The organism is Pseudomonas sp. REB1044 (genome assembly GCF_038813925.1).
In the GTDB taxonomy this organism is placed as follows: Bacteria; Pseudomonadota; Gammaproteobacteria; order Pseudomonadales; family Pseudomonadaceae; genus Aquipseudomonas; species Aquipseudomonas boreofloridensis.
The window spans coordinates 3643069-3668780 of the sequence record NZ_CP046139.1 but is presented as its reverse complement, the minus strand read 5'-3'; the positions used below and the strand labels follow the sequence as shown (position 1 = coordinate 3668780).

The following is a 25712-nucleotide window of genomic DNA, read 5'->3' as shown; positions in this document are numbered from 1 at the left end:
AGACGCCCGATGTTCGCAGACCTTCCCTCCGCGCCGCTGCACCCGCTGCGCCTGCCCTGGCTGGCGCAGGCGGGCGTCGAGTGCGCGATCCTGCGCTTGGACCTGATCGACCCGCTGATCAGCGGCAACAAAGGGTTCAAGCTGCAGCGGCCTTTGCAACGCGCACGTCAGGCCGGTGCGCCTGGCCTGATCAGCCTGGGTGGCAACCACTCCAATCACCTGCACGCCCTCGCGGTCGCGGGTCGCCGCTTTGGCTTCGCTACCGCCGGGCTGCTGCGTGGTCATCGCCAGGACACGCCCACGGTTCGCGATTTGGAGGCGTTCGGCATGCAGCTGCATTGGCTGGGTTATGCCGGTTATCGGGCGCGGCACCACCAAGACTTCTGGCGGCCCTGGCAGGCCCGCTACCCGGGCTGGCACTGCATCGCCGAAGGCGGCGCCGGCGAGGACGGGTTGGTGGGGTGTGCGCAGATCGTCGAGCAGGCCCGTGCTGGGCTGGGTGCACTCGGTTGGGCGGACTATCACGCCTGGTGGCTGGCGGTGGGCACCGGCACCACCTTGGCTGGCCTGGTGCAGGCCGAGCAGGGCGCGCATCCCGTGCACGGTGCGCTGGCGGTCCCCGAAGACCACGGCGCGGCGCAGAACGTCGCGGCGCTGGTCGGCGCTTCGGGCTATCACCTGCACGCCGCTTGCCGCGGGGGCTTCGCCCGGATCGACGAAGCATTGCTGGACTTCATCGCCGCCAGCGAGCGCCACAGCGAGGTGCCCCTGGAGGCGCTGTATACCGGTAAGGCGCTGCTGGCGCTGCGCGAGCAGGTCGAGGCTGGGCGCTTTGCCCGTGGCACTCGCCTGATCTTCGTTCACACCGGCGGCCTGCAGGGGCGCCGCGGTTACTTGTAGGGCAGCATGCGCAGCAGCGTGTTGTCGCGGCGCACGTAGTGGTGGTAGAGGCCGGCCAGCGCATGCAGGCCGATCAACCAGTAGCCCCAAGTGCCGACCTGCTCGTGCCAGCCCTTGATGAACTTGGCCAGGTCCGGGTCCTTGCCGATCAGCGCGGGCAACTCCAGTCCATAGAAGGGGATAGGCTTGCCCGCTGCACTGAGGATCAGCCAGCCGGCGACCGGCATGCCGATCATCAGCAGATACAGCAATGCGTGCATCAGGTGCGCCAGGCCGGTCTGCCAGGCCGGTGGCCGGGGCAGGATCGGCGGCGTCGGACGCATCACGCGCATGGCCAGGCGCAGCCAGACCAGCACGAACACGGTCAGGCCGAGCATGAAGTGCAGGCTCTTGATCAGGTCGCGTTCGGCGCTGTCCCGGGGGAACAGACCGCGAAACTCTATACAGGCGTACACCGCGGCGAGCAGCACCAGCATCAGCCAGTGCAGGATGATGGATAGGCGCGCGTAGTGCGGCGTCGGGGTGGATGAAAGCATGGTCGATCCTCGTCATCAGGTCAGTGAGGCGCTCTTGCCGGCGCCTGCTGTGGACTGTAGCGCGTCGGATGATAGTTTTTCGTTGATCCTAGCGGTGAGTTTCTTCGATCGGCGCCACTCATGCTGACCCACGCCCTGTATGCCGGGGCGATGGCCGTTTGCTGCTGGCCAGGGGTTTCGCCCATAATCGCGCCATCGTCACCCGCCGCAGAGCCTTGCAGGAGCCCCATGGAGCAATTTCGCAATATCGGTATCATCGGTCGCCTCGGTAGCTCGCAGGTGCTCGACACCATTCGCCGACTGAAGAAATTCCTGCTCGAGCGCCACCTGCACGTGATTCTCGAGGACACCATCGCCGAAGTGCTGCCCGGTCATGGCCTGCAGACCTCGTCGCGCAAGCTGCTGGGCGAGGTCTGCGACCTGGTCATCGTGGTCGGCGGCGATGGCAGCCTGCTCGGTGCTGCGCGCGCACTGGCCCGCCATAACATCCCGGTGCTGGGCATCAACCGCGGCAACCTGGGCTTTCTCACCGACATTCGCCCCGACGAACTGGAGACCAAGGTCGCCGAGGTGCTCGACGGTCACTACCTGGTCGAGAACCGTTTCCTGCTGCAGGCCGAGGTGCGCCGTCACCACGAGGCCATCGGCCAGGGCGATGCGCTCAACGATGTGGTGCTGCATCCGGGCAAGTCGACGCGGATGATCGAGTTCGAGATCTACATCGACGGCCAGTTCGTCTGCAGCCAGAAGGCCGACGGCCTGATCGTGGCCACGCCCACCGGCTCCACCGCCTACGCGCTGTCGGCGGGCGGGCCGATCATGCACCCCAAGCTCGACGCCATCGTCATCGTGCCGATGTACCCGCATACCTTGTCCGGGCGGCCGATCGTGGTCGACGGCAACAGCGAGCTGAAGATCGTGGTGGCCAAGGACCTGCAGATCTACCCGCAGGTGTCCTGTGACGGTCAGAACCATTTCACCTGCGCACCGGGCGACACCATCACCGTGAGCAAGAAGTCGCAGAAGCTGCGCCTGATCCATCCGCTGGGGCACAACTACTACGAGGTCTGCCGGACCAAGCTCGGCTGGGGCAGCCGTCTGGGCGGCAGGGACGACTGATGCTCGATCCGGCTCGCAGTTTCGACATCATCGGTGACGTCCACGGTTGCGCGCAGACCCTCGAACGCCTGCTCGACGCCCTCGGCTACCACCGCGTGGGTGGCGTGTGGCGTCACCCACGGCGCCAGGCGCTGTTCCTCGGCGACATCGTCGACCGCGGTCCGCGCATTCGCGAGGCGTTGCACATCGTCCACGACATGGTCGAAGCGGGGCAGGCGCACTGCATCATGGGCAACCATGAGTACAACGCCCTGGCCTGGGAAACCCCGGCACTGCCGGGCAGCGGCAAGACCTTCGTACGCGAGCACACGCCGCGCCACGCGCGCCTGATCGACGAGACCCTGGAGCAGTTCGCCCAGCATCCGGGCGACTGGCACGACTTCCTGCGCTGGTTCTACACCTTGCCGTTGTTCATCGATGCCGAGCGCTTTCGGCTGGTGCATGCCTGCTGGGACCACTCACTGATCGCGCAATTGCGCGCCCAGCATCCGGACGGACGTATCGACCCGCACTTCGTGCAGGCCTCGGCGGTGTCCGGCAGCTTCGCCGCGACCGCCTGTAACCGCTTGCTGCGCGGCACCGACATGCGCCTACCCGGCGGTCTGACCCTGACCGGTGGCGACGGCCTGACCCGCGCGTTCTTCCGCACCAAGTTCTGGGAGGAAGACCCGCAGACCTATGGTGACATCGTGTTCCAGCCTGACGCTCTGCCCGAAGAAGTGGCCCGCGCGCCGCTCAGTCACAGCCAGAAGAATGCCTTGCTGAGGTACGCCGAAGACGAGCCCTTGCTGTTCGTCGGCCACTACTGGCGCAGCGGTCATCCCGCGCCGATCCGCCCCAACCTGGCCTGCCTGGACTACAGCGCAGTGCTTTACGGCAAGTTGGTGGCCTACCGGCTGGATGCGGAAACCCGCATCGACCCGCACAAGTTCGTCTGGGTCGATGTCGACCGTCCGCAGGCCGGCCAATGAACGTGGTCGAAGTGCTGCGCCTGCCCTTGTCGGTCGACCTGGGCGGCTTCGTGACCTTGCTCCAGCAGTTGCAGGTGCCGCACCGGGTGGTGGAAGCGGGCAGCGATCAAGTGCTGTGGGCACCGCCGGAACTGGCTGAGCAGGTGCTGGACCTGTACCGCCGCTATCGCGAAGGCGACGCCGACCTGCATGCACTGGCCACGCCCGAACGTCCGGCCCAGGACAACGCAGCGCCCTCGCTCAAGGCTCAGGCCCGCGCCTGCAAGGTCACCGTCGCCGTGCTGCTGCTGTGCTTGGTGGTGGCGGGCCTGACCGGCCTTGGCGACAACCTCGCCACCTTGAGCGGGTTCACCTTTCAGGACTACCAGGTGCAGGGCGATTACCTGTACTTCGTGCCCCTGGCCCAGAGCCTCGGCGAGGGGCAGTGGTGGCGGCTGATTTCGCCCATCTTCGTGCACTTCGGCGTGCTGCACCTGCTGATGAACGGCATGTGGTACTGGGAACTGGGGCGGCGCATCGAGCTGCGCCAAGGCCCATGGACGCTGCTGGCCCTGACGCTGGTGTTCGGCGGGGTGTCGAACCTGGCCCAGCATGTCATCGGCGGCCCGAACCTGTTCGGCGGGCTTTCCGGTGTGCTCTACGGCCTGCTCGGCTACCTCTGGCTGTACCAGCGCCTGGCGCCGCACCCGCTGTTCGAACTGCCTCGCGGCGTCCTGGCAATGATGCTGATCTGGCTGGTGGTCTGCCTGAGCGGCGTCGTCGGTCAGCTCGGTTTCGGCCAGATCGCCAATGCTGCCCATGTCGGCGGCCTGCTCATCGGTTGCCTGAGCGGCCTCTTGGGTGGGCTGCTGGCCCGGCGTAAACTGTCGGCTTGATTCAGGAGACGTTCATGTCCACTTTCGCGCAAATGATCGAAAACATCACACCCGAGATCTACCAGAGCCTGAAGACGGCCGTGGAGATCGGCAAATGGTCCGATGGCCGCAAGCTTACCGCCGAGCAGAAAGAGCTGTCGTTGCAGGCCATGATCGCCTGGGAGGCCAGCAACCTGCCCGAGGAGCAGCGCACCGGCTACATGGGCGCCCAGGAATGCGCGTCCAAGTCTGCGCCGATCCCCAACATTCTGTTCAAGTCGGACTCGGTACATTGATCGAACTCGCTCGCGGCTCTTTGAGCAAGATGGCGGTGCGCCTGGACGCACCGGTGGTGCAGTACAGCTTTCGCCTTGGCGAACAGCAGGTGCCGGTCAATCCGCTGATCGGCCAGACCCTGCGCCTGGAATACCTGGGCGCGATTCATTGCAGTCATTGCGGTAAACGCACCAAGACCAGCTTCAGCCAGGGCTATTGCTACCCCTGCATGACCAAGCTGGCGCAGTGCGACCTCTGCATCATGGCGCCGGAGCGCTGCCACTACGACGCCGGCACCTGCCGCGAACCGTCGTGGGGCGAGCAGTTCTGCATGACCGACCACATCGTCTACCTGGCCAACTCGTCGGGCATCAAGGTCGGCATCACCCGCGCCACCCAACTGCCCACCCGCTGGCTCGACCAGGGCGCCAGCCAGGCGTTGCCGATCCTGCGCGTTGCCACGCGCCAGCAGTCCGGGCTGGTCGAAGACCTGCTGCGCAGCCAGGTGCCGGACCGCACCAATTGGCGCACCCTGCTCAAGGGCGATGCCGAGGTACTCGATTTGCCGGCCGTGCGCGAGCAGATCTTCGATGCCTGCGCCGAGGGCCTGCGCGGGCTGCAGGCACGGTTCGGCCTGCAGGCGATCCAACCGCTGGCCGATGCCGAGGTGGTGCAGATGCGCTATCCGGTCCAGACCTACCCGAAGAAGATCGTCAGCTTCAACCTGGACAAGGATCCGGTGGTCGAGGGCACGTTGCTGGGCATCAAGGGTCAATACCTGATCTTCGACACCGGCGTGATCAACATTCGCAAGTACACGGCTTATCAGCTGGCCGTGCTCCAGTAAAAGGATCGTCCGCATGCGCACCGAACAACCGCAAGTGATCTACCTCAAGGACTATCAGGCCCCGAGTACCTGATCGACGAGACGCACCTGACCTTCGAGCTGTTCGAAGACCACAGCCTGGTGCACGCGCAACTGGTCATGCGACGCAACCCTGAGCGCGGCGCCGGCCTGCCGCCGCTGGTGCTCGACGGCCAGCACCTGGAGTTGCTGCGCGCCGCGCTGGACGATCAGGAACTGCACGCCGGCGAATATCAACTCGATGACGACAGCCTGACCCTGCAGCCCAAAGCCGAGCGCTTCACCCTCGACACCAGCGTCAAGATCCACCCGGAAAGCAACACTGCGCTGGAGGGGCTGTACAAGTCCGGCAGCATGTTCTGCACCCAGTGCGAAGCCGAGGGCTTTCGCAAGATCACCTATTACCTCGACCGCCCGGATGTGATGAGCACCTTCACCACCACGGTGATCGCCGAACAGCATCGCTACCCGGTGCTGCTGTCCAACGGCAACCCGGTCGACAGCGGTCCGGCCGAAGACGGGCGCCACTGGGCCACCTGGGAAGACCCGTTCAGAAAGCCCGCCTACCTGTTCGCTCTGGTAGCGGGCGACTTGTGGTGCGTCGAGGACAGCTTCAGCCGTCAGTCCGGTCGCGACGTGACGCTGCGCATCTACGTCGAACCCGAGAACATCGACAAGTGCCAGCACGCCATGGTCAGCCTGAAGAAGTCCATGCGCTGGGACGAAGAGGTGTATGGCCGCGAGTACGACCTGGACATCTTCATGATCGTCGCAGTCAACGACTTCAACATGGGCGCCATGGAAAACAAGGGCCTGAACATCTTCAACTCCAGCTGCGTGCTGGCGCGCGCCGAGACGGCCACCGACGCCGCTCACCAGCGTGTGGAGGGGGTGGTGGCCCACGAGTACTTCCACAACTGGTCGGGCAACCGCGTGACCTGCCGCGACTGGTTCCAACTGTCGCTCAAGGAAGGCTTCACGGTGTTCCGCGATGCCGAGTTCAGTGCCGACATGAATTCGCGCACGGTCAAGCGCATCGAAGACGTCGCCTACCTGCGCACCCACCAGTTCGCCGAAGACGCCGGCCCCATGGCCCACCCGGTGCGTCCGGACAGCTTCATCGAAATCTCCAACTTCTACACCCTGACCGTCTACGAGAAGGGGGCCGAGGTGGTCGGCATGGTCCGCACCCTGCTGGGCGCCGAGGGTTTCCGCAAAGGCAGCGACCTGTATTTCGACCGTCATGACGGCCAGGCCGTGACCACCGACGATTTCATCAAGGCCATGGAAGATGCCAACGGCGTCGACCTGACCCAGTTCAAACGCTGGTACAGCCAGGCGGGAACGCCGCGCCTGGAGGTCAGCGAGGCCTATGACGCTGGCGCCCAGACCTACAGCCTGACCTTCCGCCAGAGCTGCCCGGCGACCCCGGACAAGGCCGAGAAACGACCGTTCGTGATCCCCGTGGCGCTCGGTCTGCTCGATGCGCAAGGCAACGACCTGCCGCTGCAAGTGCTCGGCGAGGCGCAGCCCACTGGCACCCACCGCGTGCTGGCGGTGACCGAAGCCGAGCAGACCTTCACCTTCCAGGGCATCGCTGTCAGGCCGCTGCCTTCGCTGCTGCGCGGTTTCAGCGCGCCGGTGAAGCTGAGCTTCCCCTACGACCGCGACCAGCTGATGTTCCTGATGCAGCACGACAGCGACGGTTTCAACCGCTGGGAGGCGGGACAGCAGTTGGCCGTGCAGGTGTTGCAGGAGCTGATCGGTCAGCATCAGCGCGGCGAAGCGCTGAAACTCGACCCTCGGCTGATGACCGCCCTGGGTACGGTACTGGGCAACGAGTCGCTGGATCCGGCCATGGTCGCCGAGATGCTGTCGCTGCCGGGCGAGGCGTACCTGACCGAAATCAGCCAGGTGGCGGATGTCGACGCGATTCATGCGGCCCGCGAGTTCGCCCGCAGGCAGATCGCCGAGCAACTGTTCGATGCGCTCTGGGCGCGCTATCAAGCGCACCGCGAGGTGTCGCGCAACACCGCCTATGTGGCCGAGGCCGAGCACTTCGCCCGCCGCAGCCTGCAGAACATCGCGCTGTCGTACCTGATGCTCACTGGCAAGGCGCAGGTGCTGGAAGCGACCCTCGAGCAGTTCGAGCACGCCGACAACATGACCGAACGCCTGACCGCCCTGGCGGTACTGGTCAACTCGCCGTTCGAAGCCGAGCGCGCCAAGGCGCTGGAGGCCTTCGCCGAGCACTTCAAGGACAACCCGCTGGTCATGGACCAGTGGTTCAGCGTACAGGCGGCAAGCAGCCTTCCGGGCGCGCTGGCACGGGTCAAGGCGTTGATGCAGCACCCAGCCTTCACCTTGAAGAACCCGAACAAGGTGCGTGCAGTGGTCGGTGCCTTCGCCGGGCAGAACCTGGTCAACTTCCACGCCGCCGACGGTTCGGGCTACCGCTTCCTGGCGGACTTGGTGATCGAGCTCAACGCCCTCAACCCGCAGATCGCCTCGCGTCAACTCTCGCCCCTGACCCGCTGGCGCAAGTACGATGCCGCGCGTCAGGCGCTGATGAAGGGCGAGCTGGAGCGGATTCTCGCTTCCGGTGAGCTGTCCAGCGATGTGTATGAGGTGGTGAGCAAGAGCCTGGCCTGATCACGTTGACCTTATCGTCGACCAACCTGAGCCCAGGCGAGCAGGTAGGTCGGCGATGAGGCGAACACGCGAGCCATTGCTCCGTTCAGCGCCTGGCATATCCCACCGAGCAACTGGACCTGACCTGGCAGCCACAGCCCAGCTTGGCTGGCTCGAACACCAAGGGTCTGCCATTTGACTCGATGCTGTCGTCCCCGCCCGAAACCAGTGCGAATACCCCGCTGTGCAGTGGGCATTCTGCTCGATCCCCGAGCACACACTGTGCACGACCGTTGATCCGCATACCGCTGGCCTCGATCATGCTGCCTCCTCCGGAGTGGACGTCATCCATGCGAATGGCACCGCGTCTGCTCATGCTTGAGATCCTCTTGGTTTTTCCAACATGTTTGCTCGCATCGTGTTATCCCCAGGTGCAAACGCGGCTGGGCCGTTGCCCTTGATGTTCGCATCCTCGGCAGCACCGAGAGCGATGCCGCTGCTCCAGACCCAGCCTGTGTCAACTTATCGCGCCCGTTTCGCGCACAGCTTCATACAGCCCCTCAGGGACGGCTTCGGGGTTGTAGCGGCAGGCCGCTTTCAAGAATTGCTCCAGCAGTTCGTCGCGCTCCAATGGGGTGTGTGGCGGCAGGGTCAGCATCGCGTAGGGGCTTTTCATCAACGGGTGATCGATGAAAGGCGTCTGCAGGCCGAGCGAGAGGCGCAGGTTTTTGATGGCGAGGATTTCGGCGGGGTAGACGGCCTCGAAGGGTGAGCCGAATTCGAAATTGCCGGAGTCGAGTTCGCGAGAGGTCAAGGCAATGCGTTCGACGTGGGTATCGCAGGCGTCGAGCAGGATTGGGAGAAGCTTTTGGGGATCGGGTTCGCGCCAGTGTGCAACCAGTTGGCCCCAGGCGGGGTCGCGGGGGAGAGCGTGCTTGTCGAGGTCCAGAGGTTTGCCGAGCCAATCACCGATGATGGTGAGGCCGAAGGCGGCATAGCGTAGGGTGGTGCCGATCGGACGATTGTGGCCGTCGCGAACGCCGTAACCACCGTTCAAGCCTGCAAAAACAGTTTGGTGGAAAGGTTCTATGAGTCCCAGTTGGCCAGTTGCCAAGCCGCACATCATAACTTGGGTAAGACCATCAAGATCGTCAATGCCGGTTTTCAGGGTCTCCTTCAGTGCGAGAATAGTGACGCTGTTTGCGGTTAAGATTTTTAGATTCCCCATAGCTAACTTTTTCTGAGGTTCCGTGCTAACTTTGTGGCCTGCCTGTTGCAGGCTGCCTCCAATATTTTGCATACCTTCTAGAAACATCTGGATGCTGGCTACTCCAATCCGCCCGTTCCCGCCAATGAAATCATTTATCTCGGCTACCCGAGGTCTCATGCCCCCGCAGGCCCAGCTCTGAATGTCTCGTAAGCTCTTCAGTAATCGTTTGTTGGGTGTCATTTTTTAGTCCCATCTGTTTAGTTGAACACCAGCTGTCGGTCCGGCTATGTTGCTGAGTTTTCCGGTAGAGTCAAAAAAAACCTGGGCGTGAATGTACGATGCTTTTCCGCTTTCAACGGCTTTAAAAAGGGCATTAGCTATATCCTCAAATTGTGGGTTAGCCTCGCTTAGTTTTTTGGGTTCCACCCTTTCCTCTGCCTGAGAATAAGATTCTGTATACGTGCTGTATCAACTTCACCACCTACAGCCTGCGTCTTCAAAAACCCAGGCGTCCTACTCTTCCCCAGCGTCGTCTTCACCTCGATCACCAACAACGTCCCTTCCTCGAACTTCAACTCTTCCACCGGTGATGTCCCTTTGATCCCATCGATGTGATGACGCATGGCCCCAGTAGTCGGGTTTCTCACGGTCATCGACGGGGGTGGCGGCACGTACACCAGCATGTCGATGCCTTGGTCGCTCCTGTTCTTCAACCCGAACTGGCTGGCCTTGCCGGGCTGGGTACTGAGCCCGAGGATGTTCTCGGGCTTGACCTTCCAGTGACTGACCAACGCCGCCGCCAGGGCTTCTTCGCCCGCGTCGGCGACCACGCGGGTCAGGCTGCCGCCCATACGTACCGGCCCAACACTGTGCTGGATCAATGCCACCAGGCGGTCGCGCAGGGTGGTGGCCATGTACTGGTAGTCGGCCTTGCCGCCGGTGACCTCCAGCCCTACCAGGCTGGCGTTGCGCTCCACCGAATGCAGCTCGCTGGCGCGCACGGGCAGGCCGCCGTCGACCACGCGTCGCTCGATTTGGGTTTCCAGTACGTTGATTTCGCCCGCTGTCCGCCTACCCAGCCGTCGCACTGCCTCTTCGCTCAAGGCGCTCTCGTCCAGGCGCACGGTGGTCACGCTGCCGGGGCGGACCTTGTGCATCAGCCAACGGGCACCACCGTAGGCCGCAGGCAGCAACAGGGCGAGGTTGATGGCCATGAATACCTGCTTGCCGCGGGCTTCGGCGGTATCGGGGTTGGCCAGGCGAGCCAGGTCGGTGAAGAATCGCTCGCCGATGCTCAAGCCCTCGCCGGTGATCATGCGGCTGCTGCCATCGACGATGGCATCGGCGGCCAATGCGGCTTCGATGGCGGCGAAGGCATAACGGCCCACGGTGACACCCCCGGTGATGCCACGGATTACCGGTATCATCGCCAACACGCCGAGGGCGGCTTCGCCAGCGCCTGCTGCGCCTGCCCAAAAGCGCGCGCTGGCCTTGGCCTCGATGAAATGCCGTGCCAACTGCTCGCAGGCGTCGGCGATGGGGTACAGGCCGGTGGGGCTGTGCCAGGTGTACGGCGGGCTGATCCGACGCTCGCCGTTGTCGTCGAGGTATTCCTCGCGCGCAGCTTCAGACCAACTGGCGTGGGTGAATGTGGCGAAATAGAGCTTGCCGGCCAGGAACAGGAAGTTGTGCCGCAGTTCGAAGCCGAGCCCGTCATGGGTCCGGACACCCATATGGTCGAGCACCGGCGGCGCCAGGTCGTCTTCCCGGATCTGCTCGTCCACGCACAGCAGTTCGATTTTTTCGCGGCTGACGAAGGCAAGGAACTCGGCGAGCCAGGCATCGCCCAGGGTCAAGCCGGCGTGTTCCAGCACGTGTTGCAGGAACGTATCGCGGTGGTTGCGAGCCTGGTCGCGGATCCACGGGTTGTTGCGGAACCAGCTTGGGCCGACGCCATCGCGGGAGGGGATGCCCAGCAGCGAGTCGCAACCGTCCATGCCATCGAGCGAAAACAAGGCGCCGGGGAGCGAGCAGGGAATGCACACACTGGCTGGCGCGGGCAGGGCGCCGTTGCGCACGTCCTGGCGCAACCGCTCCAGGCCAGCGTTCGGGAGATCTTCAGGCATGCGAGAGGGCGTCCTTGAGGGCGTGCTGGTGAGCGTTCAGTTCCCGGGCCAACTGCCGGCCTCTTTCACGTGGGCATTGCAGTTCTTCCAGCGGCTGGACCCATGGGCTGAACAACGGGTTGTGGTTGAAAAAACGCCCGAACGTGATCGCTAGCGCGATGTGCATCAACACGCGGTGGCGTGAGAGGGGGTCAAGCTGTCGCAGGTCGTCGGACGGCTGCGGAATCCGCATGCCGTAATGCTGGTAGGCCAGTAGTTGGTTGCCGCTGAGCGCCTGGTGCGAGGTGAGGGCCAGTCCGTACCTGTCGAAGGCATCGGCTTCGTATTGGCGATAACTGTCCTGGTGCGTTTCGCCTGCGATACCGCGCAGCGTCATCAATTGCGCGAGGGCGTGCCAGAGCTGGTTGGGATTTTCGCGTTGCGCTGGGGCCTCGAGCATGGACAGGGTGATGTCATGCATGCGCGATAGCTGTTTTTCCAACTGCTGGCGATGGGTGATCGTGTGCTCGGCCAACAGGGCCAGGCGCTCCTGCTGGCGCAGGCCGGGGGCTTGATCGACCTGTGTCAGCAGCCCGCAGGCCGGGTCTTTCCACCACCCCACCCCCAGGAGCAAATGAGGCAGGACCAGGAGGCTGTAGTCACCCGGGTGGTAGGCCTCGGTGTGCTCGAGTAGCTCGGTGACGCAGGCGACCAGCAGCGGCACGCGTTCGGGACGGGTATGCAGGGTGGCCAGCGAAGGCCCCAGCGACGCCAGCAGGCTGCGAGAGAGGCCGCGGTTGTTGGCCTGCAGCATGGCCTTGCGCATAGCCTCGAGGTCCAGGGGCGGCAGCTTCATGGTGTGCCCTTGGGGCGAGGAAACCGCCAGGCCAAGCAGCTCATCTGCTCGCACGTGCCCGCTGCTTGCTCGAACAACGGTTGCACAGCCATTGCCAGATCGGTTTTCGGGTCATGGAAATAGAGCGTGCGCAGACGCCCATGATCGAACAACTGTGCGAGTGCACTCGGCTGCCTGGCCAGTGACGCGACATAGACGCTCAGTGACCTGGGGTCACCCAGACGCAAGAAATAGCGTGTTTTGCCCTGCTGGACCTTGCTGAACCGGCGCAGGTGCCGTGCCAGTGCTGCAATCGCCGCATCGGTCTCGATCACGGTGCAGCCCAGGCCGTCGTGCAGGGAACCCAGCCAGGTCTCAAGGGCGCTGTCGGGGGCAAGCTGGAACAGCCACGGGGCATGGTGTTCCAGCCCGCTTCCCGGCTCCAGGTGCCAGAGGCACTGGTGGCTTGCGCCCTGAAACTCCAGGTGCCCTATCAATCCTGGGTGGGCGGAGGCTTGCGCAAGCAGGTACAGATGGCCGCTGGCAGGCGCTGTCCCGAGCCCGTAGTCGCGCAACTGCGCAATGAAACTCATGCGTCCCCCTTGTCGCTGAAGGGGCATTCCTCGATCAGTGGCGAACCCTCGCGGATCGCTGCTTCGATCGCGTCGGTCTGGGCGGTTGCTGGCGTCTGGTAGGTGACGTTGCCGTTGAAACGAATATTCGTCGCTTCGATCGTGATGCCGTCGGCATCGAAGACGATCTTGCCGCTGGGGCCACGAATATGGATGCGCTCGGTGCCCTGGAGCATGTAGGAGGGGGCAGTAAGCGTTGACCGGTGCGGACCTCGAGGGTGCGCGTCCCTTCGACGATGAGTGTCTGGTTCCGGCCTACTGTGAAGTGCTGGTCCGTGCCGACGGTTTCCTGGCTGGCATTGCCGATGTCGCGTACCGCGTTGCGGTCGATGGTGGTGAAACTGTCTTGATGCACATGATCGCGGCGGTCGCGCCCTGTGCTGGTCGTCTCGTCCCGGGCAATGCTGGACCGCGCATCACGACCCGTCGTGGTGGTCTGGTCGTTGCCGACGATGCGCTGGTCGTCATGAAGCACCTTGGTGTTCATGTTCCTCTGGGCATGAATGAACACTTCTTCGCAGCCCAGTTCATCCTCGAAACGCAGTTCATTGAAGCCGTCGCCTTTGTGGGTCTGGCTCTTGATGGTCATGCGCGTCTTGTGGTCGGGCAGGTCGTAGGGCGGCAATTGAGTGCCGCAGTAGGTACGGCCGGTGATCATGGGCTGGTCGGGGTCGCCATTGACGTAGTGGATGATCACGTCATTGCCGATGCGCGGGATGGCCATCGATCCCCAACTGCCCCGGCCCACCCTTGCGATACCCGCACCCAGCAGGAACTGAACTCGTTTTCGTGGCTTTCACGGTCCCACGGGAAGCTGACTTTGACGCGCCCCCATGGGTCGCAATAGATCTCCTCCCCAGGTGGTCCGACGACGGTGGCCATGTGCGGGCCGTCGACGCGAGGTTTGTCCAGCAAGGCAGGGCGCCACTCGTCCAGTCCCGGGACCAGCACTGCGCTGTACTGGTACTGCGTGCCCGGGTCCGCGCGGCAGGCTTCCTCCTGCAGGCTGGTGAACTGCTTGCCCGTGTGGGTCTGGCCGATGACGCGCCAGTGGACGTTGAAGTCGCTTCGCGGATGATCGGTGAGCGTGAAGCTCAGGCCCGGTTGCAGGCGTATGTCGTCACCTTCGACTTCGGCGATGCGGGCGTCATGGCGTAGGGCGCTGATGCGTGTTTCGGTGAACGGCTTGCCGACCTCGTCACGCTTGTAGCGGCCGGGGTAGTCGAAGCGTTCGTAGTTCGACGATTGGTGGGCCAGATGGCTGGCGGGCGCGCACGCCCTGTGCTCCTGACGGTAGGCCGGGTGTGTGAAGGTATGGTCGCGCTGCACCTGCTGCGCGGTACGGACCTGCTCGCTGTAGCGAAGCGTGCGCAGGCAGGGTCGTTGCGGATCGCCACCGCCAGTGCACTGATAGAGCACGGTGTAGGAGGGGCCGGGCGTGTCGTCATCGAAGGGATCCTGGTCATCGGCCTGGATGGCGCTGCCGGTGAGCGTCCCCATCGACAGCAGACGATCAGTGATGAGCAACGTGTGGTGCTTGGCGCTGTGAGCGAAGCGGTAGACCAAACCCTCTTCGGCCGCGAGGCGAGCCATGAAATCGAGGTCCGTCTCCCCGGCCTGTACACAGAACTCACGGACCTGGTGGTCGAGCACGGTGCTGATTTCGAACCGCGTGATGCCTTGGCGTTCGAGCATCAGTTGGAGAATCTGCGGGACCGTCTTGTGCTGGAAGATGCGCCAGTTCGAGCGCAGCCTTGCGCGGGCCAGCTGGGGCTCTACCCGGGCGTGATAGAAGGTGCGCTGAAAGCCGCTTTCACCCTGACTGAAGCTGCTGACCAGGCCGTGGACATGGCGTACCGGTCGTGCGCCTTGCCAGAGGGTGAACACTGCAGGTTTATCGAGTAGATGGCCGAAGTCGATGTCGTTGTCGTGGCTGACCAGATCGAGTGTCAACTGAAAGGGCGTGCTGACGGCTTCATCGAGCGTGAACGACACCACCTCGAATTCACCGCTGCCTGCCAGGGGCGTGAAGGTGAAGCGCAAGTCGGATTGGCTTGGCATAAACGGTCCTTGTCGGGTTCTGCCTGCCTCTGTGAACGGGGCATACGTTCGGAGGCAGTCAAAAAAGACCGTAATGCGATGGGGAATTAGCGTCTTGCCAGTGGCTTCCTTTAGCGTTGTGGGAGGTTTCCCAGACGCATAGCGGCGCGCTGGGCACCGCACAGTACGCGTTCGCGGGATCAGATTCCGAGTATCCCGTGCAGTGAGGGGCGGTTAACAAAACATAACGTCCCGCCCGTTGTGTTCGCGCGAAGTTCCCCGATAGGATCGCCCCACGCTATCGCAGGGCTCTGGATCAAGGGTTTTCGCAGGACCTGCAAGGCATTGACCCACTACAAGAACACAACAGGGGCGGTGATGAGGGAATGGCTGAGGGTGGATGTCAGGCGCGCAGCCTTGGCGTTGACGGCCAGCGCACTAGTGGCGCTGGGCACCTGGACAGACACCGCGCAGGCGGCCGCCGCCGCCGAATACTCGGTGGAGTCGACCAAGGCCAGCCGCAGTCTGCTGATCGACGCTGCCCATGCCGGGCCGCGTCTGGTGGTGGTCGGCGATCGCGGTCATATCCTGTTTTCCGATGACCAGGGCAAGACCTGGAGCCAGGCCCGGGTGCCCACTCGGCAACTGCTCACCGCCGTGTTCTTCCTCGATGACAAGCGCGGCTGGGCGGTGGGGCATGATGCGCAGATCCTTGCCACCACCGATGGCGGCGCGACCTGGAACAAGCAGTTCGAGGACCTCGCCCGCGAAGCGCCGCTGCTGGATGTGCGCTTCATCGACGCCCTGCATGGCTTCGCCGTCGGCGCCTACGGTGCGCTGCTGGAAACCACCGACGGCGGCCAGCACTGGCAGGATGTGGGCGAGCGCTTGGACAACCCCGAGCAGATGCACCTCAATGCCATCACCCAGGTCAAGGACGCTGGCCTGTTCATCGTCGGCGAGCAAGGCAGCATGTTCCGCTCAAGTGACGACGGCCTGACCTGGACGCCGGTGCAAAGCCCCTATGAAGGTTCGCTGTTCGGTGTGATCGGCACTGCCCAGCCGCACACCCTGCTGGCCTTCGGGCTGCGGGGCAACCTGCTGCGCTCCACCGACTTCGGCGACAGTTGGCACGCCATCGACGTGCAGACCCCACGCGGGCCGCTGGAATTCGGCCTGGCTAACGCCACGTTGCTGGGCGACGGCAGCCTGGTGGTGGTGGGCAACGGCGGCAGCGTATTGCGCAGCCGCGACGACGGCCAGACCTTCAGCCTCTACAACCGCGCCGACCGTCTGGCTCTGGCCGGTGTCAGTGGCCTGAGCAACGACCGCCTGCTGCTGGTGGGCAGGGCGGGGTGCATCTGGCCAGTGCCGAGGGTGCCGATGAGGTGCAGCCATGAACCGTCCGGAGAAGCTCGACATGCACCATAACGACAAGGCCACCCTGCTCGAGCGACTGATCTTCAACAATCGCCCGGTGGTCATCGCACTGTGCGTGGTGGTCAGCATGTTCCTGTTCTGGCAGGCCACGCAGATCCGCCCGTCCACCAGCTTCGAGAAGATGATCCCGCTGCAGCACCCCTTCATCGAACAGATGCTGGAGCACCGCGACGACCTGGCCAATCTCGGCAACACCGTGCGCATCTCGGTGGAGGCCGTCAACGGTGACATCTTCGACAAGGACTACATGGAGACCCTGCGTCAGATCAACGACGAGGTGTTCTACCTGCCCGGCGTCGACCGCGCCGGGCTCAAGTCGCTGTGGAGCCCCAGCGTGCGCTGGAGCGAAGTGACCGAGGAAGGCTTCTCTGGCGGAGAGGTGATCCCCAACACCTACGATGGCTCGCCGGACAGCCTCGACACCCTGCGCGACAACGTGCTCAAGTCCGGGCAGGTCGGCCGGTTGGTGGCCAACAATTTCAAGTCGAGCATCATCGACATCCCGCTGCTGGAGACTTTCCCCGACCCGCAGCACCCCGGCACGCTCACCCGGCTGGACTACCAGAAGTTCTCGCATCAACTGGAAGAGAAAATCCGCGACAAGTTCCAGGCACAGAACCCCAACGTGAAAATCCATATCGTCGGCTTCGCCAAGAAGGTCGGCGATCTGATCGACGGCCTGGTGATGGTTGCGATGTTCTTCGGCATCGCCTTGCTGATCACCTGGGCACTGCTGTACTGGTTTACCTGGTGCATCCGCAGCACCATCGCCGTGCTCATCACCACCTTGGTGGCGGTGGTCTGGCAACTGGGGCTGATGCATGCGGTAGGCTTCGGCCTGGATCCGTATTCGATGCTGGTGCCGTTCCTGATCTTCGCCATCGGCATTTCCCACGGTGTGCAGAAGATCAATGGCATCGCCCTGCAGTCCAGCGACGCCGATAACGCCCTGACCGCCGCCCGACGCACCTTCCGCCAACTGTTCCTGCCGGGGATGATCGCCATCCTCGCCGACGCCGTGGGCTTCATCACCCTGCTGATCATCGACATCGGCGTGATCCGCGAATTGGCCATTGGCGCCTCGATCGGCGTGGCGGTGATCGTCTTCACCAACCTGATCCTGCTGCCGGTGGCCATCAGCTACGTCGGTATCAGCCAGAAGGCCATCGCCCGCAGCAAGCAGGATGCGGTCTGCGAGCACCCGTTCTGGCGCCTGCTGTCGAACTTCGCCAGCCCCAAGGTGGCGCCAGTGTCCATCGGGTTGGCGCTGTTGGCCTTTGCGGGTGGGCTCTGGTACAGCCAGAACCTGAAGATCGGCGACCTCGATCAGGGCGCACCGGAGTTGCGTCCCGACTCACGCTACAACCTGGACAACCGCTTCATGATCGGCAACTACTCCACCAGTTCCGATGTGTTGGTGATCATGGTCAAGACCGCCGCCGAGCGCTGTTCGGTGCACGACACGATGGCGCCCATCGACGAGTTGATGTGGACGATGGACAACACCCCCGGCGTGCAGTCGACCATCTCCCTGGTGACCGTGTCCAAGCAGGTGATCAAGGGGATGAACGAAGGCAGCCTGAAGTGGGAGACGCTGTCGCGCAACCCGGACATCCTCAACAACTCCATCGCCCGTGCCGACGGGCTGTACAACGCCAACTGCTCGCTGGCCCCGGTGCTGGTGTTCCTCAACGACCACAAGGCCGAGACCCTCGAACGGGTCACCGCCGCCGCCAAGGCCTTTGCCGAGGCGCATGATCGTGACGGCTTGCAGTTCCTGCTCGCGGCCGGCAACGCCGGCATCGAGGCGGCCACCAACGAGGTGATCAAGTCGGCCGAGCTGACCATCCTGATCCTGGTGTACCTGTGTGTGGCGGTGATGTGCCTGATCACCTTCCGCTCCTTCGCCGCGACCCTGTGCATCGTCCTGCCGCTGGTGCTGACCTCGGTGCTGGGCAACGCCCTGATGGCCTTCATGGGTATCGGCGTGAAAGTGGCGACGCTGCCGGTGGTGGCCCTGGGCGTGGGCATCGGGGTGGACTACGGCATCTACATCTACAGCCGCCTGGAAAGCTTCCTGCGCGCGGGGTTGCCGTTGCAGGAGGCCTATTACGAAACCCTGCGCTCCACCGGCAAGGCCGTGCTGTTCACCGGTCTGTGCCTGGCCATCGGCGTGTGCACCTGGATCTTCTCGGCAATCAAGTTCCAGGCCGACATGGGCCTGATGCTCACCTTCATGCTGCTGTGGAACATGTTCGGGGCGCTGTGGCTGCTGCCGGCACTGGCGCGCTTCCTGATCAAGCCGCAGAAGATGGTGGGCAAGCCGGGCGGCTCGATCTTCGCCCACTGAGCCAGGGGCGGGCAGGCGGCCAGGGCGATATACTGGCCGCCTTTTTTCGCCCTAGGTGGTTCCCATGCCCGCTCTCGCTACTGCCCTCGAATCCTGCGACATGCTGCTGATCGACGGCCTGCATGCCTTCGACTTCACCTGCGACGACACCGGCCTGGTGGTCGAGTGCATGGACGGTCGCCAACTGCGTCGCTGGACTTTCAGTGCCGAGCAGGTCGCCGCCGCCCGCGCCGAGGGGAACGATTGGTTGCTGGCCGATGCCGAAGCTGAACACCGCCTGGTGTTGATGAGTGCCTTTCGCGCCCCCGATGAGGACGAAGATGAACCGGAACTGGAAGCGCCTGCTGATCGTTAGTCTCATGGGTCTGGGCGTCAACGCACAGGCTGCCACGTTGCTGGTGGGCAGCTACACCGACGGCGCCAGCAAGGGCCTGTATCGCTATGCCTTCGACACCGACACCGGGCGCATCGAACCGCAGCCGCTGCAAGTGATCGAGGCCGACAGCCCGTCTTGGCTGGTGCTGTCCGAAGACCACAAGCAGCTGTTCACCGTCAACGAGACGCGTGCAGGTCATGTCAGCAGCTATGCGGTGGGCAGCGACGGCGAGCTCGAACCGCTCGGACAGGTGCCCAGCCACGGAGATGAGCCGACCCACGCCAGCCTGAGCCAGGATGAACGCTACCTGTTCGTGGCCAACTACGCCGTGGCCCCCGACCCCGGTGGCAGCCTGGTGGTGATTGCGGTGGATCGCGACGGCAAGCTGGGCAAGGTGCAACAGCAATTGCGGCATGCGCCGAGCCAGGTCAATGCCGAGCGCCAGCGCGGTGGCCATGTGCATTCGGTGGTGCGCTCCCCCGATGGCAGCCATCTGTATGCCAGTGACCTGGGTGCCGACAAGGTGTTCATCTATCGCTACGACGGCGCCAGCAGCGATCAGCCATTGACCCCAGCCACTCCGGCATCGGTCACGCTGCCGCCGGGCAGCGGGCCGCGTCACCTGCTGTTCGATGCCAAGGGCCGGCATGCCTACCTCACCCTGGAAATGAGCGCCGAAGTGGTGATGTTCGATGTCCGTCAGGTCGAGTTGATCGAACGCCAGCGCCTGCCCCTCACCGACAGCGCCGACCCGGCGGCGAAGGCCGCTGCAGGGCTGCACCTGTCGGACGATGGGCGGTTTCTCTACGTCAGCAACCGTGGCACCGCCAACCAGATCGTGGTCTATGCCGTCGATCCCGAGGATGGCCACCTGACCCTGGTGCAGCGTCGCTCGGTGGAAGGCGATCATCCCCGGGAATTCGCCTTGGACCCCAGTGGCAAGTTCCTGCTGGTGGCCAACCAGAAGAGCAACCAGATCGTGGTGATGCATCGAGACCCGCGCAGCGGCAGGCTCGGCGACACGGTGCAGACCCTGGCTCAGGACGCGCCCTCGGACCTGAAGCTGTTCGAGTGATTGGCGCTCAGGGCTGCTTGGCCATGATCGCCGTGAACAGCTCCGACGCCAGCCATCCTTGTAACCATCGGCGCAGGCGCGGATAAGCGGCCTCGGCGAACCATTGCGGTTCGACCCCGGCGAACTGGCGCAGCAAGGGCATCAACGCGGCATCGGCCAGGCTTGGATGATCGGCCAGCAGGAAGAGCCGCTGCGCCAGCAATCCTTCCAGTTCGGCCAGCCAGGTTTCAGCCTGCCGGCGGTAGTGTTCACGCGAATGCTCGGGGTAACGTTCGGCGTACTTGTAGCGGTTCACCTGGGCCTTGAAGTCCGTGTCGTTGCGGGCAATGAGCACCTCGGCGCGGGCTGCGGCGGGCGGGTCGTCGAGCAAGCGCCAGTCTTGCGGGTCATGCCGGTCCAGAGCCCAGCGCATGATGTCCAGGCTTTCCTCCAGCACCCCGGTGCCGGTATCGAGCACCGGCACCGTGCCCTTGGGCGACAAGGCCAGCAGTTCGGCGGGCTTGTGCTTCAGCGACACTTCGCGGATCTCCACGTCGCAGCCGGCATAGCGCAGCGCCAGGCGCGCCCGCATGGCCCAAGGGCAGCGCCGGAACGAGTAGAGGATCACCCGCAGACCTCGACATCGCTCAAGCCGTTGCCTTGGCGGCGCACCTGGATCTGCACGGGAATTCGCTCGTGCATCTCCTGCACGTGGGAAATCACCGCGACCTTGCGGCCCTGGGCCTGCAAGCCGTCCAGTGCGTCCATGGCCAATTGCAGCGATTCCGGGTCGAGGCTGCCGAAGCCTTCGTCGATGAACAGCGACTCGATGCGCAGGGTGCTCGAGGCCATGGACGCCAGGCCCAGGGCCAGGGCCAGCGACACCAGGAAGGTCTCGCCGCCGGACAGCGAATGCACCGAGCGCAGTTCGTCGCCCATTTCCGTGTCCAGCACCAACAGGCCGAGGGCGCTGCCGCCGCGCTTGAGGCGGTAGCGCCGGGCCAGTTGGCGCAACTGCTGGTTGGCGTGGTGCAGCAGCAGGTCGAGGTTGTAGCCCTGGGCGATCTTGCGGAACACATCGCCGGAGGCCGAGCCGATCAGTGCGTTCAGGCGCGCCCAGCGTTGCCATTCGTGGCGGGCCTGCTCGATGGCGTCGGCCAAGGCCTGATGCGCCTGCTGGCGGCGTTGGTCGTCGGCCTGACGGGCGCGCAGTTCGGCGCACTGCTGTTCCTGGGCGTTGAGGTGTTCACGCAGCACGACTAGGCGTTGTTGCAGGTCGTCGATCGACGCCTGGACCGCACCCGCGGCGTTGTGCTGTTGCAGGCCCTGTTCGCGCTCCTGCAACAGCACCCGGGCCTGTTCGACCGCTTTGTCGGCCTGCTGCAGGCGCTGACGCAGCGCGCTGACCTCGGCGTCGTCGATGGCCAGCAAGCGTTGCAACCCAGCGTCGTCGAGTTGCGGATGCTCGGCGCGCCAGTCGGCGATCTGGCTGTCCAAGGCGTGCCGTTCCTGCTCCAGCGCCTGCTGACGGGCGGTGTTGGCCTTGAGTTCGCCGGCCAGTTGCACGTCCTGGGTACGCAGCGCCTGAAGCTGCTGCGCCGTCTCGCTGTCGAGTGCCCGGGCCTGTTCGAGCTGCGTGTCGCCATGCTGCTGCCAGGCTTCGGCGCTGGGCTGCTCGCCAAGCAGTTCGGACAGCTCGGCGTGCGCCTGCTGACGCTGGGCATCGAGCGCTGCGCGTTGCTGCTGCAACTGTTCCAGCGCCTGGGCCTGGGTTTGGTGGTGATCGTGCAACTTGTCCAGTTGCGTTTGGCGGGCCTGCTGCTCCTGCTGTTCTTCCTGGCGCTGGGTCTGCTGTTGCAGGCGCAGGCTGATCTGCTGGTCGAGCGCGACGAAGGCGTGGGCGGGGTCATCGCTGAGGGCTTTGAGCACGTCTTCGGGCAGCACGCTGGCCAAGTCCGTCAGGCCTTGCCGCAATTGTTGCTCGTCGTTATCCAGGGCCTGGTGCTGCTGTTCCAGATGGCGCTGGGCTTGCTGCTGGGCCTGTTGCGCCGCCTGCATCTGCTGGGTCAGGCGCGCCGCGTCTTTGTGCAGCGTGAGCAGGGCGCTCTGGCGCTGCTCGTCCCTGCCGATTTCCGTCTCCAGCCGGCGCAATTGGCTGTCGAGCCAGGCGCTGCGGGCCGGGTCGTCCTGGGGCGCCAGCGCTGGCCACAGACTGTGGGCCTGCAACTGGGCCGCCAGCGGTTGCAACTGTTCGTCCAGGTGCAGGTGTTGCTGCTGGAGGTCCTTGAGCTGAGCGTTGACTACGCCGAGCTGGGTGCGCAACTCCACCAGTTGCTGGGTGAGCGTCGCGACCTGCTGCTGCGCCGTCTCTTCTTCGACCTGGTCGTGCTGACCGAGGCTATGCAACAGCGCCTCGGGCTGGTGAAACGGATGCTCGGCGCTGCCGCAGACCGGACAGGCTTGGCCCTCGCGCAACTGACTGCGCAGCGCTTCGACACTGCTGTGGCGCGCCTGACGCTGGCGCTCCAGCAATTGCCGGGTCAGCGCCAAGGCCTGCTCGGCGGCGTCCAGTTCGGCTTTGGCGGCGGTGCCCTGGGCGATCAACTGCTGGCGCTGCTGCATGGCCTGCTGCTGGCGTTCGCGCAGCCCATCGCGTTGCTGGCTCAACTCGCGTTTGCGGCCGTGCAGGCGCGACAGTTCCTCCACGGCACGCTGCTGTTTGCGATTGTCCTGAAGCATGCCGCCGAGCAGATCGATCTGCTCGGCCAGTGCCTCGGGCTCGGCCTTGGCTTCGCGGAACAGCAGCTCGAGGCTGTCGCGCTGGCTCTGTACCTGCGCAGTGGCCTGGCTGGCCTGGGCCTGAAGACCGGGCAACTCTTCGCGGCCCTGGGCCAGGCGGGCGCCGATCTGCACCACCTGACGCACTTGCGGCAGGTACGCCTGCCAGGCGTCGGCCAGCCCGGACAAATGCTGGCTCTCGGCCAGTCTGGTGTCGATCAGCGCCAACTGCGCCAGGCTGCGCTGCTGGTGTTCTTGCACCTGCTCAAGGTGTTGCTGGCCCTCGACCAGACGCTGTTCGGCGTCCTGGCAGAGCGACTGCTGCTTCTCCAGGTCCTGGTCCAGGCGCGCCAGTTCGTGCTGGGCGGCGAACGCCTGACGCAGGCGCGGGGCCTGTTCGGCCTGCTGCGCTTGCTGTTGCGCGAGGGCTTCGCGGGCCGCGAGCTGAGCCTGCTCATGCTCGCCGAGGCGGGCGTGCAGGTCGGCCTGCTGACGCGTCTGCTCGGCCATCTCTGCCGCCAGCGGCGCGAGCTGGGCGCCCAGGGCGTGCTGACGCTGGAACTGATGACGCTGCGGCGCCAGACGCTCGAGGCGCTGCAGGTCCAGACGCTGTTCGCCCAACTGCTCGCTGGCCTGCTCGGCGGCCTGGAGTGCTTCGACCACGTCCTGGCGTTGCGCCTGTAAGCGCTGCTGCTCGGCCAGCCAGGCGCATTGCTGCTCCAACTGCCGTTCGTTGGCTTGCTCAGCCTTGAACTGCAGCAAAGCCTGTTCGAGTTGTCGATCCAGCTCGGCGCGTGCGTCGGCCGCCAGCGGTAGCAGATGGCTGGCCTGGTCTTCCAGGGTCTTGAGTGCGTCGGCCGCTTCGCGGGTGCGGCTGAAGGCGCGCTGGCCGAGGCGGGTGTAGATCGCCGTGTTGGTGAGTTTTTCCAGCAGCTCGCTGCGCTCACGGTCGTCGGCCTTGAGGAAGGCGCCGAATTCGCTCTGGGCCAGCATCACCGCGCGGGTGAACTGTTCGAAGTTCAGCCCCAGGCGCGCCTCGACCAGCGACTTGAATTCCTGCTTGCCGCTGGCCAGCAGTTGCTCGCCGTCCAGGTCATAGAGGCTCTGGCGGCTCTGCTGCAGTTTGCCGGTGGCCTTGTCGCGGGCGCGGTTGGCCTCCCAGCGGGCGCGGTAGCGCTGGCCGTCGATGCCGACGAAATCGACCTCGGCAAAGCCGCTGCCGGTGCCACGCCGCAGCAGGTTGCGCGGGTCGGACGTGGGAATCTCGCCGTCGGCGTCGGGCACCTTGGCTTCGCGACCGATCGGTTCGAGCCGCGGCACCGTGCCGAACAGCGCCAGGCACAGGGCATCGAGCAAGGTGCTCTTGCCGGCGCCGGTCGGCCCGGTGATGGCGAACAGGCCAGCGCTGGCCAGGGGCTCGGCGGTGAAGTCGATGTCCACGGGGCCGGCCAGGGAGGCCAGGTTCTTCAGGCGGATGGCCAGGATCTTCATGGCTGCGACGCCTCCAGTTGCACGTCCTGCAGCAGCAGGGCGAAGTCATTCAGGGTCTGCTCGTCGACGGGGCTGCCGTAGGCCTGCTCCCAGGCGCGGCCGAACAGATCCTGCGGCGTGAGCTGCGACAGCTCGACGAACGCCTGGCCGTCGTCGTCATGGGCGTCGCGCCCGGCGTATTCGGCGCTGATGCGCACCAGGCGCACGGCCTTGCCGTGCAGAGCGGCCTCGATGCGCTGGCGCAGGTCCGGCTGAGGCTCGTCCAGGCGCACGCGCACTTCCAGCCAGGGCTGACGGTTGGGATCGTCCAGCAGATCGATCACCGGCAATTCGGCCAGTTGCTCGAGCAGCTCGCTCAACGGCGCCGGCCCCATGCGCTGCAAGGCCACGGCGCGCGGCACCAGGCGCGGCTCGACGCTCACCAGCGCGGCGCCGTCCAGCTCAATCTCCAGCACCTGGTGCGGGTAGTTGATCTCGGCGAACGACAACGGAATAGGCGCGCCGCTGTAGCGGATGCGTTGCTCGCGGTTGACCTTCTGCGGCTTGTGCAGGTGGCCCAGGGCAACATAGGCGATGGCCGGGTCGAACAGCCGCGCCGGCAGCGCTTCGGCGTTGCCGATGATCAGGCTGCGTTCGGAGTCTTCGCTGATCGAGCCGCCGGCCATGTGCGCATGGCTGATGGCGATCAGCGCCTGGTCCTTGCGGCGTTTGCCCAGCGCAGCGCCGATCAGTTGCTGGTGCACCTGATGAATGCCTTGCAGGTAGTCGTCGCCCAGTTGCGGGCCGGTGACTTCGGCTGGACGCAGGAAGGGCAGGGCCAGGCACCAGGCGCAGACCTTGCCGCGGGCGTTGGTCAGCGGAATCAACAGGCGCTCGGCGTCGAGCTGGCCATCGTCCATCCAGTGCACGCGGCCCAGGGCATGGGTGCGCAGGCGCCGCATCAGCGGTGCAGGCAGCTCGATGCGCGAGCCGGAATCGTGGTTGCCGGCGATCATCACGATGTCCAGCTTCGGCTGCTGCTCGTGGGCCTGGACGATGAAGTCGTAGAGGCGTTCCTGGGCTTTGACCGGCGGGTTGACGGTGTCGAAGATATCGCCGGCGATCAGCAGCGCGTCGGGCTGGCGCAGGCGCAACTGGCCCAGCAACCAGTCGAGGAAGCAGGCGTGTTCGAAGTCGCGTTCCTGGCCGTGGAGACTCTGGCCCAGGTGCCAGTCGGAGGTGTGAAACAGACGCATGGGGGACCTGTTGA

General features: G+C 64.7%; 18 protein-coding genes and 3 pseudogenes. 11 read left to right on the top strand and 10 right to left on the bottom strand.

The features are described 5' to 3' along the window. Window positions 1–9: 9 nt before the first annotated feature. A complete protein-coding gene (locus tag GKC70_RS16690; RefSeq protein WP_342649330.1) occupies window positions 10–900 on the top strand; it encodes a pyridoxal-phosphate dependent enzyme in 891 nt (296 codons plus the stop codon). Here GKC70_RS16690 and GKC70_RS16685 read toward each other — a convergent pair. Continuing rightward, a complete protein-coding gene (locus tag GKC70_RS16685) occupies window positions 891–1436 on the bottom strand; it encodes a cytochrome b (protein ID WP_029614799.1) in 546 nt (181 codons plus the stop codon). The two genes, GKC70_RS16690 and GKC70_RS16685, sit on opposite strands and share 10 nt — an antisense overlap. A gap of 228 nt (window positions 1437–1664) precedes the next feature. Here GKC70_RS16685 and GKC70_RS16680 point away from each other — a divergent pair, with 228 nt between their 5' ends. The 6 genes and pseudogenes from GKC70_RS16680 to pepN all read left to right on the top strand — a co-directional run bounded on the left by GKC70_RS16680 (window position 1665) and on the right by pepN (window position 8173). Then, a complete protein-coding gene (locus GKC70_RS16680; RefSeq protein WP_039576369.1) occupies window positions 1665–2555 on the top strand; it encodes an NAD(+) kinase in 891 nt (296 codons plus the stop codon). Beyond that, a complete protein-coding gene (locus GKC70_RS16675) occupies window positions 2552–3526 on the top strand; it encodes a metallophosphoesterase (protein WP_342651543.1) in 975 nt (324 codons plus the stop codon). The genes GKC70_RS16680 and GKC70_RS16675 overlap by 4 nt, the downstream gene beginning before the upstream one ends. After that, window positions 3523–4401 (top strand): rhomboid family intramembrane serine protease, encoded by an 879-nt coding sequence (locus GKC70_RS16670; RefSeq protein WP_342649329.1) that lies wholly within the window; start codon window positions 3523–3525, stop codon window positions 4399–4401. The genes GKC70_RS16675 and GKC70_RS16670 overlap by 4 nt, the downstream gene beginning before the upstream one ends. Before the next feature lie 14 nt (window positions 4402–4415). After that, on the top strand, window positions 4416–4676 hold the full coding sequence (locus tag GKC70_RS16665; protein WP_029614797.1) for a DUF1315 family protein: 261 nt from the start codon (window positions 4416–4418) through the stop codon (window positions 4674–4676). Continuing rightward, a complete protein-coding gene (locus GKC70_RS16660) occupies window positions 4673–5503 on the top strand; it encodes a DUF2797 domain-containing protein (protein ID WP_342649328.1) in 831 nt (276 codons plus the stop codon). Before GKC70_RS16665 ends, GKC70_RS16660 begins: the two co-directional genes overlap by 4 nt. A 13-nt stretch (window positions 5504–5516) precedes the next feature. Next, window positions 5517–8173, top strand: a pseudogene (gene pepN, locus GKC70_RS16655) (aminopeptidase N). Between the two features lie 85 nt (window positions 8174–8258). Here the strand turns inward: pepN and GKC70_RS16650 are convergent. The 6 genes and pseudogenes from GKC70_RS16650 to tssI all read right to left on the bottom strand — a co-directional run bounded on the left by GKC70_RS16650 (window position 8259) and on the right by tssI (window position 14995). Next, window positions 8259–8528: a PAAR domain-containing protein gene (locus GKC70_RS16650; RefSeq protein ID WP_342649327.1), complete on the bottom strand. Its 270-nt coding sequence runs from the start codon at window positions 8526–8528 to the stop codon at window positions 8259–8261. A gap of 141 nt (window positions 8529–8669) precedes the next feature. Then, a complete protein-coding gene (locus tag GKC70_RS16645; RefSeq protein WP_342649326.1) occupies window positions 8670–9602 on the bottom strand; it encodes a hypothetical protein in 933 nt (310 codons plus the stop codon). Window positions 9603–9769: 167 nt separating this feature from the next. Continuing rightward, window positions 9770–11488, bottom strand: a complete 1719-nt coding sequence (locus GKC70_RS16640; RefSeq protein WP_342649325.1) for a hypothetical protein — start codon at window positions 11486–11488, stop codon at window positions 9770–9772. Continuing rightward, window positions 11481–12323, bottom strand: a complete 843-nt coding sequence (locus tag GKC70_RS16635; RefSeq protein WP_342649324.1) for a hypothetical protein — start codon at window positions 12321–12323, stop codon at window positions 11481–11483. Before GKC70_RS16635 ends, GKC70_RS16640 begins: the two co-directional genes overlap by 8 nt. Beyond that, window positions 12320–12895 carry a DUF4123 domain-containing protein gene (locus GKC70_RS16630; protein ID WP_342649323.1) on the bottom strand — a complete coding sequence of 192 codons (576 nt, stop codon included), beginning with the start codon at window positions 12893–12895 and terminating at the stop codon, window positions 12320–12322. Before GKC70_RS16630 ends, GKC70_RS16635 begins: the two co-directional genes overlap by 4 nt. Further along, window positions 12892–14995: pseudogene (gene tssI / locus GKC70_RS16625) on the bottom strand (type VI secretion system tip protein TssI/VgrG). The gene GKC70_RS16630 and the pseudogene tssI overlap by 4 nt, the downstream one beginning before the upstream one ends. 357 nt (window positions 14996–15352) lie before the next feature. Here tssI and GKC70_RS16620 point away from each other — a divergent pair. From GKC70_RS16620 to GKC70_RS16605, 4 genes and pseudogenes are all read left to right on the top strand, one after another. Further along, a pseudogene (locus tag GKC70_RS16620) lies at window positions 15353–16374 on the top strand (YCF48-related protein). A gap of 20 nt (window positions 16375–16394) precedes the next feature. Then, window positions 16395–18764, top strand: coding sequence for an RND family transporter (locus GKC70_RS16615; protein ID WP_342651542.1), 2370 nt, complete (start codon window positions 16395–16397; stop codon window positions 18762–18764). Between the two features lie 64 nt (window positions 18765–18828). Further along, entirely contained in the window at window positions 18829–19119 is a 291-nt protein-coding gene (locus GKC70_RS16610) for a DUF5629 family protein (protein WP_039576382.1), read from the top strand. After that, window positions 19085–20215, top strand: coding sequence for a lactonase family protein (locus tag GKC70_RS16605; protein ID WP_342649322.1), 1131 nt, complete (start codon window positions 19085–19087; stop codon window positions 20213–20215). The genes GKC70_RS16610 and GKC70_RS16605 overlap by 35 nt, the downstream gene beginning before the upstream one ends. 7 nt (window positions 20216–20222) lie before the next feature. On the opposite strand, the gene GKC70_RS16600 is transcribed toward GKC70_RS16605, so the two are convergent. Genes GKC70_RS16600 through GKC70_RS16590 form a run of 3 tightly spaced genes read right to left on the bottom strand, consistent with a single transcriptional unit; the run spans window position 20223 to window position 25698 of the window. Continuing rightward, window positions 20223–20822: a glutathione S-transferase N-terminal domain-containing protein gene (locus tag GKC70_RS16600; protein WP_029615147.1), complete on the bottom strand. Its 600-nt coding sequence runs from the start codon at window positions 20820–20822 to the stop codon at window positions 20223–20225. Then, entirely contained in the window at window positions 20819–24463 is a 3645-nt protein-coding gene (locus GKC70_RS16595; protein WP_342649321.1) for an AAA family ATPase, read from the bottom strand. Before GKC70_RS16595 ends, GKC70_RS16600 begins: the two co-directional genes overlap by 4 nt. Then, a complete protein-coding gene (locus tag GKC70_RS16590; RefSeq protein ID WP_342649320.1) occupies window positions 24460–25698 on the bottom strand; it encodes an exonuclease SbcCD subunit D C-terminal domain-containing protein in 1239 nt (412 codons plus the stop codon). Before GKC70_RS16590 ends, GKC70_RS16595 begins: the two co-directional genes overlap by 4 nt. Window positions 25699–25712 lie beyond the last annotated feature (14 nt).

Coding starts and splice junctions, on each gene's coding strand:
- GKC70_RS16615 (WP_342651542.1), top strand. CDS start 16,395: ATGCACCATAACGACAAGGCCACCCTGCTCGAGCGACTGATCTTCAAC.
- GKC70_RS16680 (WP_039576369.1), top strand. CDS start 1,665: ATGGAGCAATTTCGCAATATCGGTATCATCGGTCGCCTCGGTAGCTCG.
- GKC70_RS16610 (WP_039576382.1), top strand. CDS start 18,829: ATGCCCGCTCTCGCTACTGCCCTCGAATCCTGCGACATGCTGCTGATC.
- GKC70_RS16670 (WP_342649329.1), top strand. CDS start 3,523: ATGAACGTGGTCGAAGTGCTGCGCCTGCCCTTGTCGGTCGACCTGGGC.
- GKC70_RS16645 (WP_342649326.1), bottom strand. CDS start 9,602: ATGACACCCAACAAACGATTACTGAAGAGCTTACGAGACATTCAGAGC.
- GKC70_RS16595 (WP_342649321.1), bottom strand. CDS start 24,463: ATGAAGATCCTGGCCATCCGCCTGAAGAACCTGGCCTCCCTGGCCGGC.
- GKC70_RS16630 (WP_342649323.1), bottom strand. CDS start 12,895: ATGAGTTTCATTGCGCAGTTGCGCGACTACGGGCTCGGGACAGCGCCT.
- GKC70_RS16635 (WP_342649324.1), bottom strand. CDS start 12,323: ATGAAGCTGCCGCCCCTGGACCTCGAGGCTATGCGCAAGGCCATGCTG.
- GKC70_RS16640 (WP_342649325.1), bottom strand. CDS start 11,488: ATGCCTGAAGATCTCCCGAACGCTGGCCTGGAGCGGTTGCGCCAGGAC.
- GKC70_RS16605 (WP_342649322.1), top strand. CDS start 19,085: ATGAACCGGAACTGGAAGCGCCTGCTGATCGTTAGTCTCATGGGTCTG.
- GKC70_RS16650 (WP_342649327.1), bottom strand. CDS start 8,528: ATGAGCAGACGCGGTGCCATTCGCATGGATGACGTCCACTCCGGAGGA.
- GKC70_RS16590 (WP_342649320.1), bottom strand. CDS start 25,698: ATGCGTCTGTTTCACACCTCCGACTGGCACCTGGGCCAGAGTCTCCAC.
- GKC70_RS16685 (WP_029614799.1), bottom strand. CDS start 1,436: ATGCTTTCATCCACCCCGACGCCGCACTACGCGCGCCTATCCATCATC.
- GKC70_RS16690 (WP_342649330.1), top strand. CDS start 10: ATGTTCGCAGACCTTCCCTCCGCGCCGCTGCACCCGCTGCGCCTGCCC.
- GKC70_RS16665 (WP_029614797.1), top strand. CDS start 4,416: ATGTCCACTTTCGCGCAAATGATCGAAAACATCACACCCGAGATCTAC.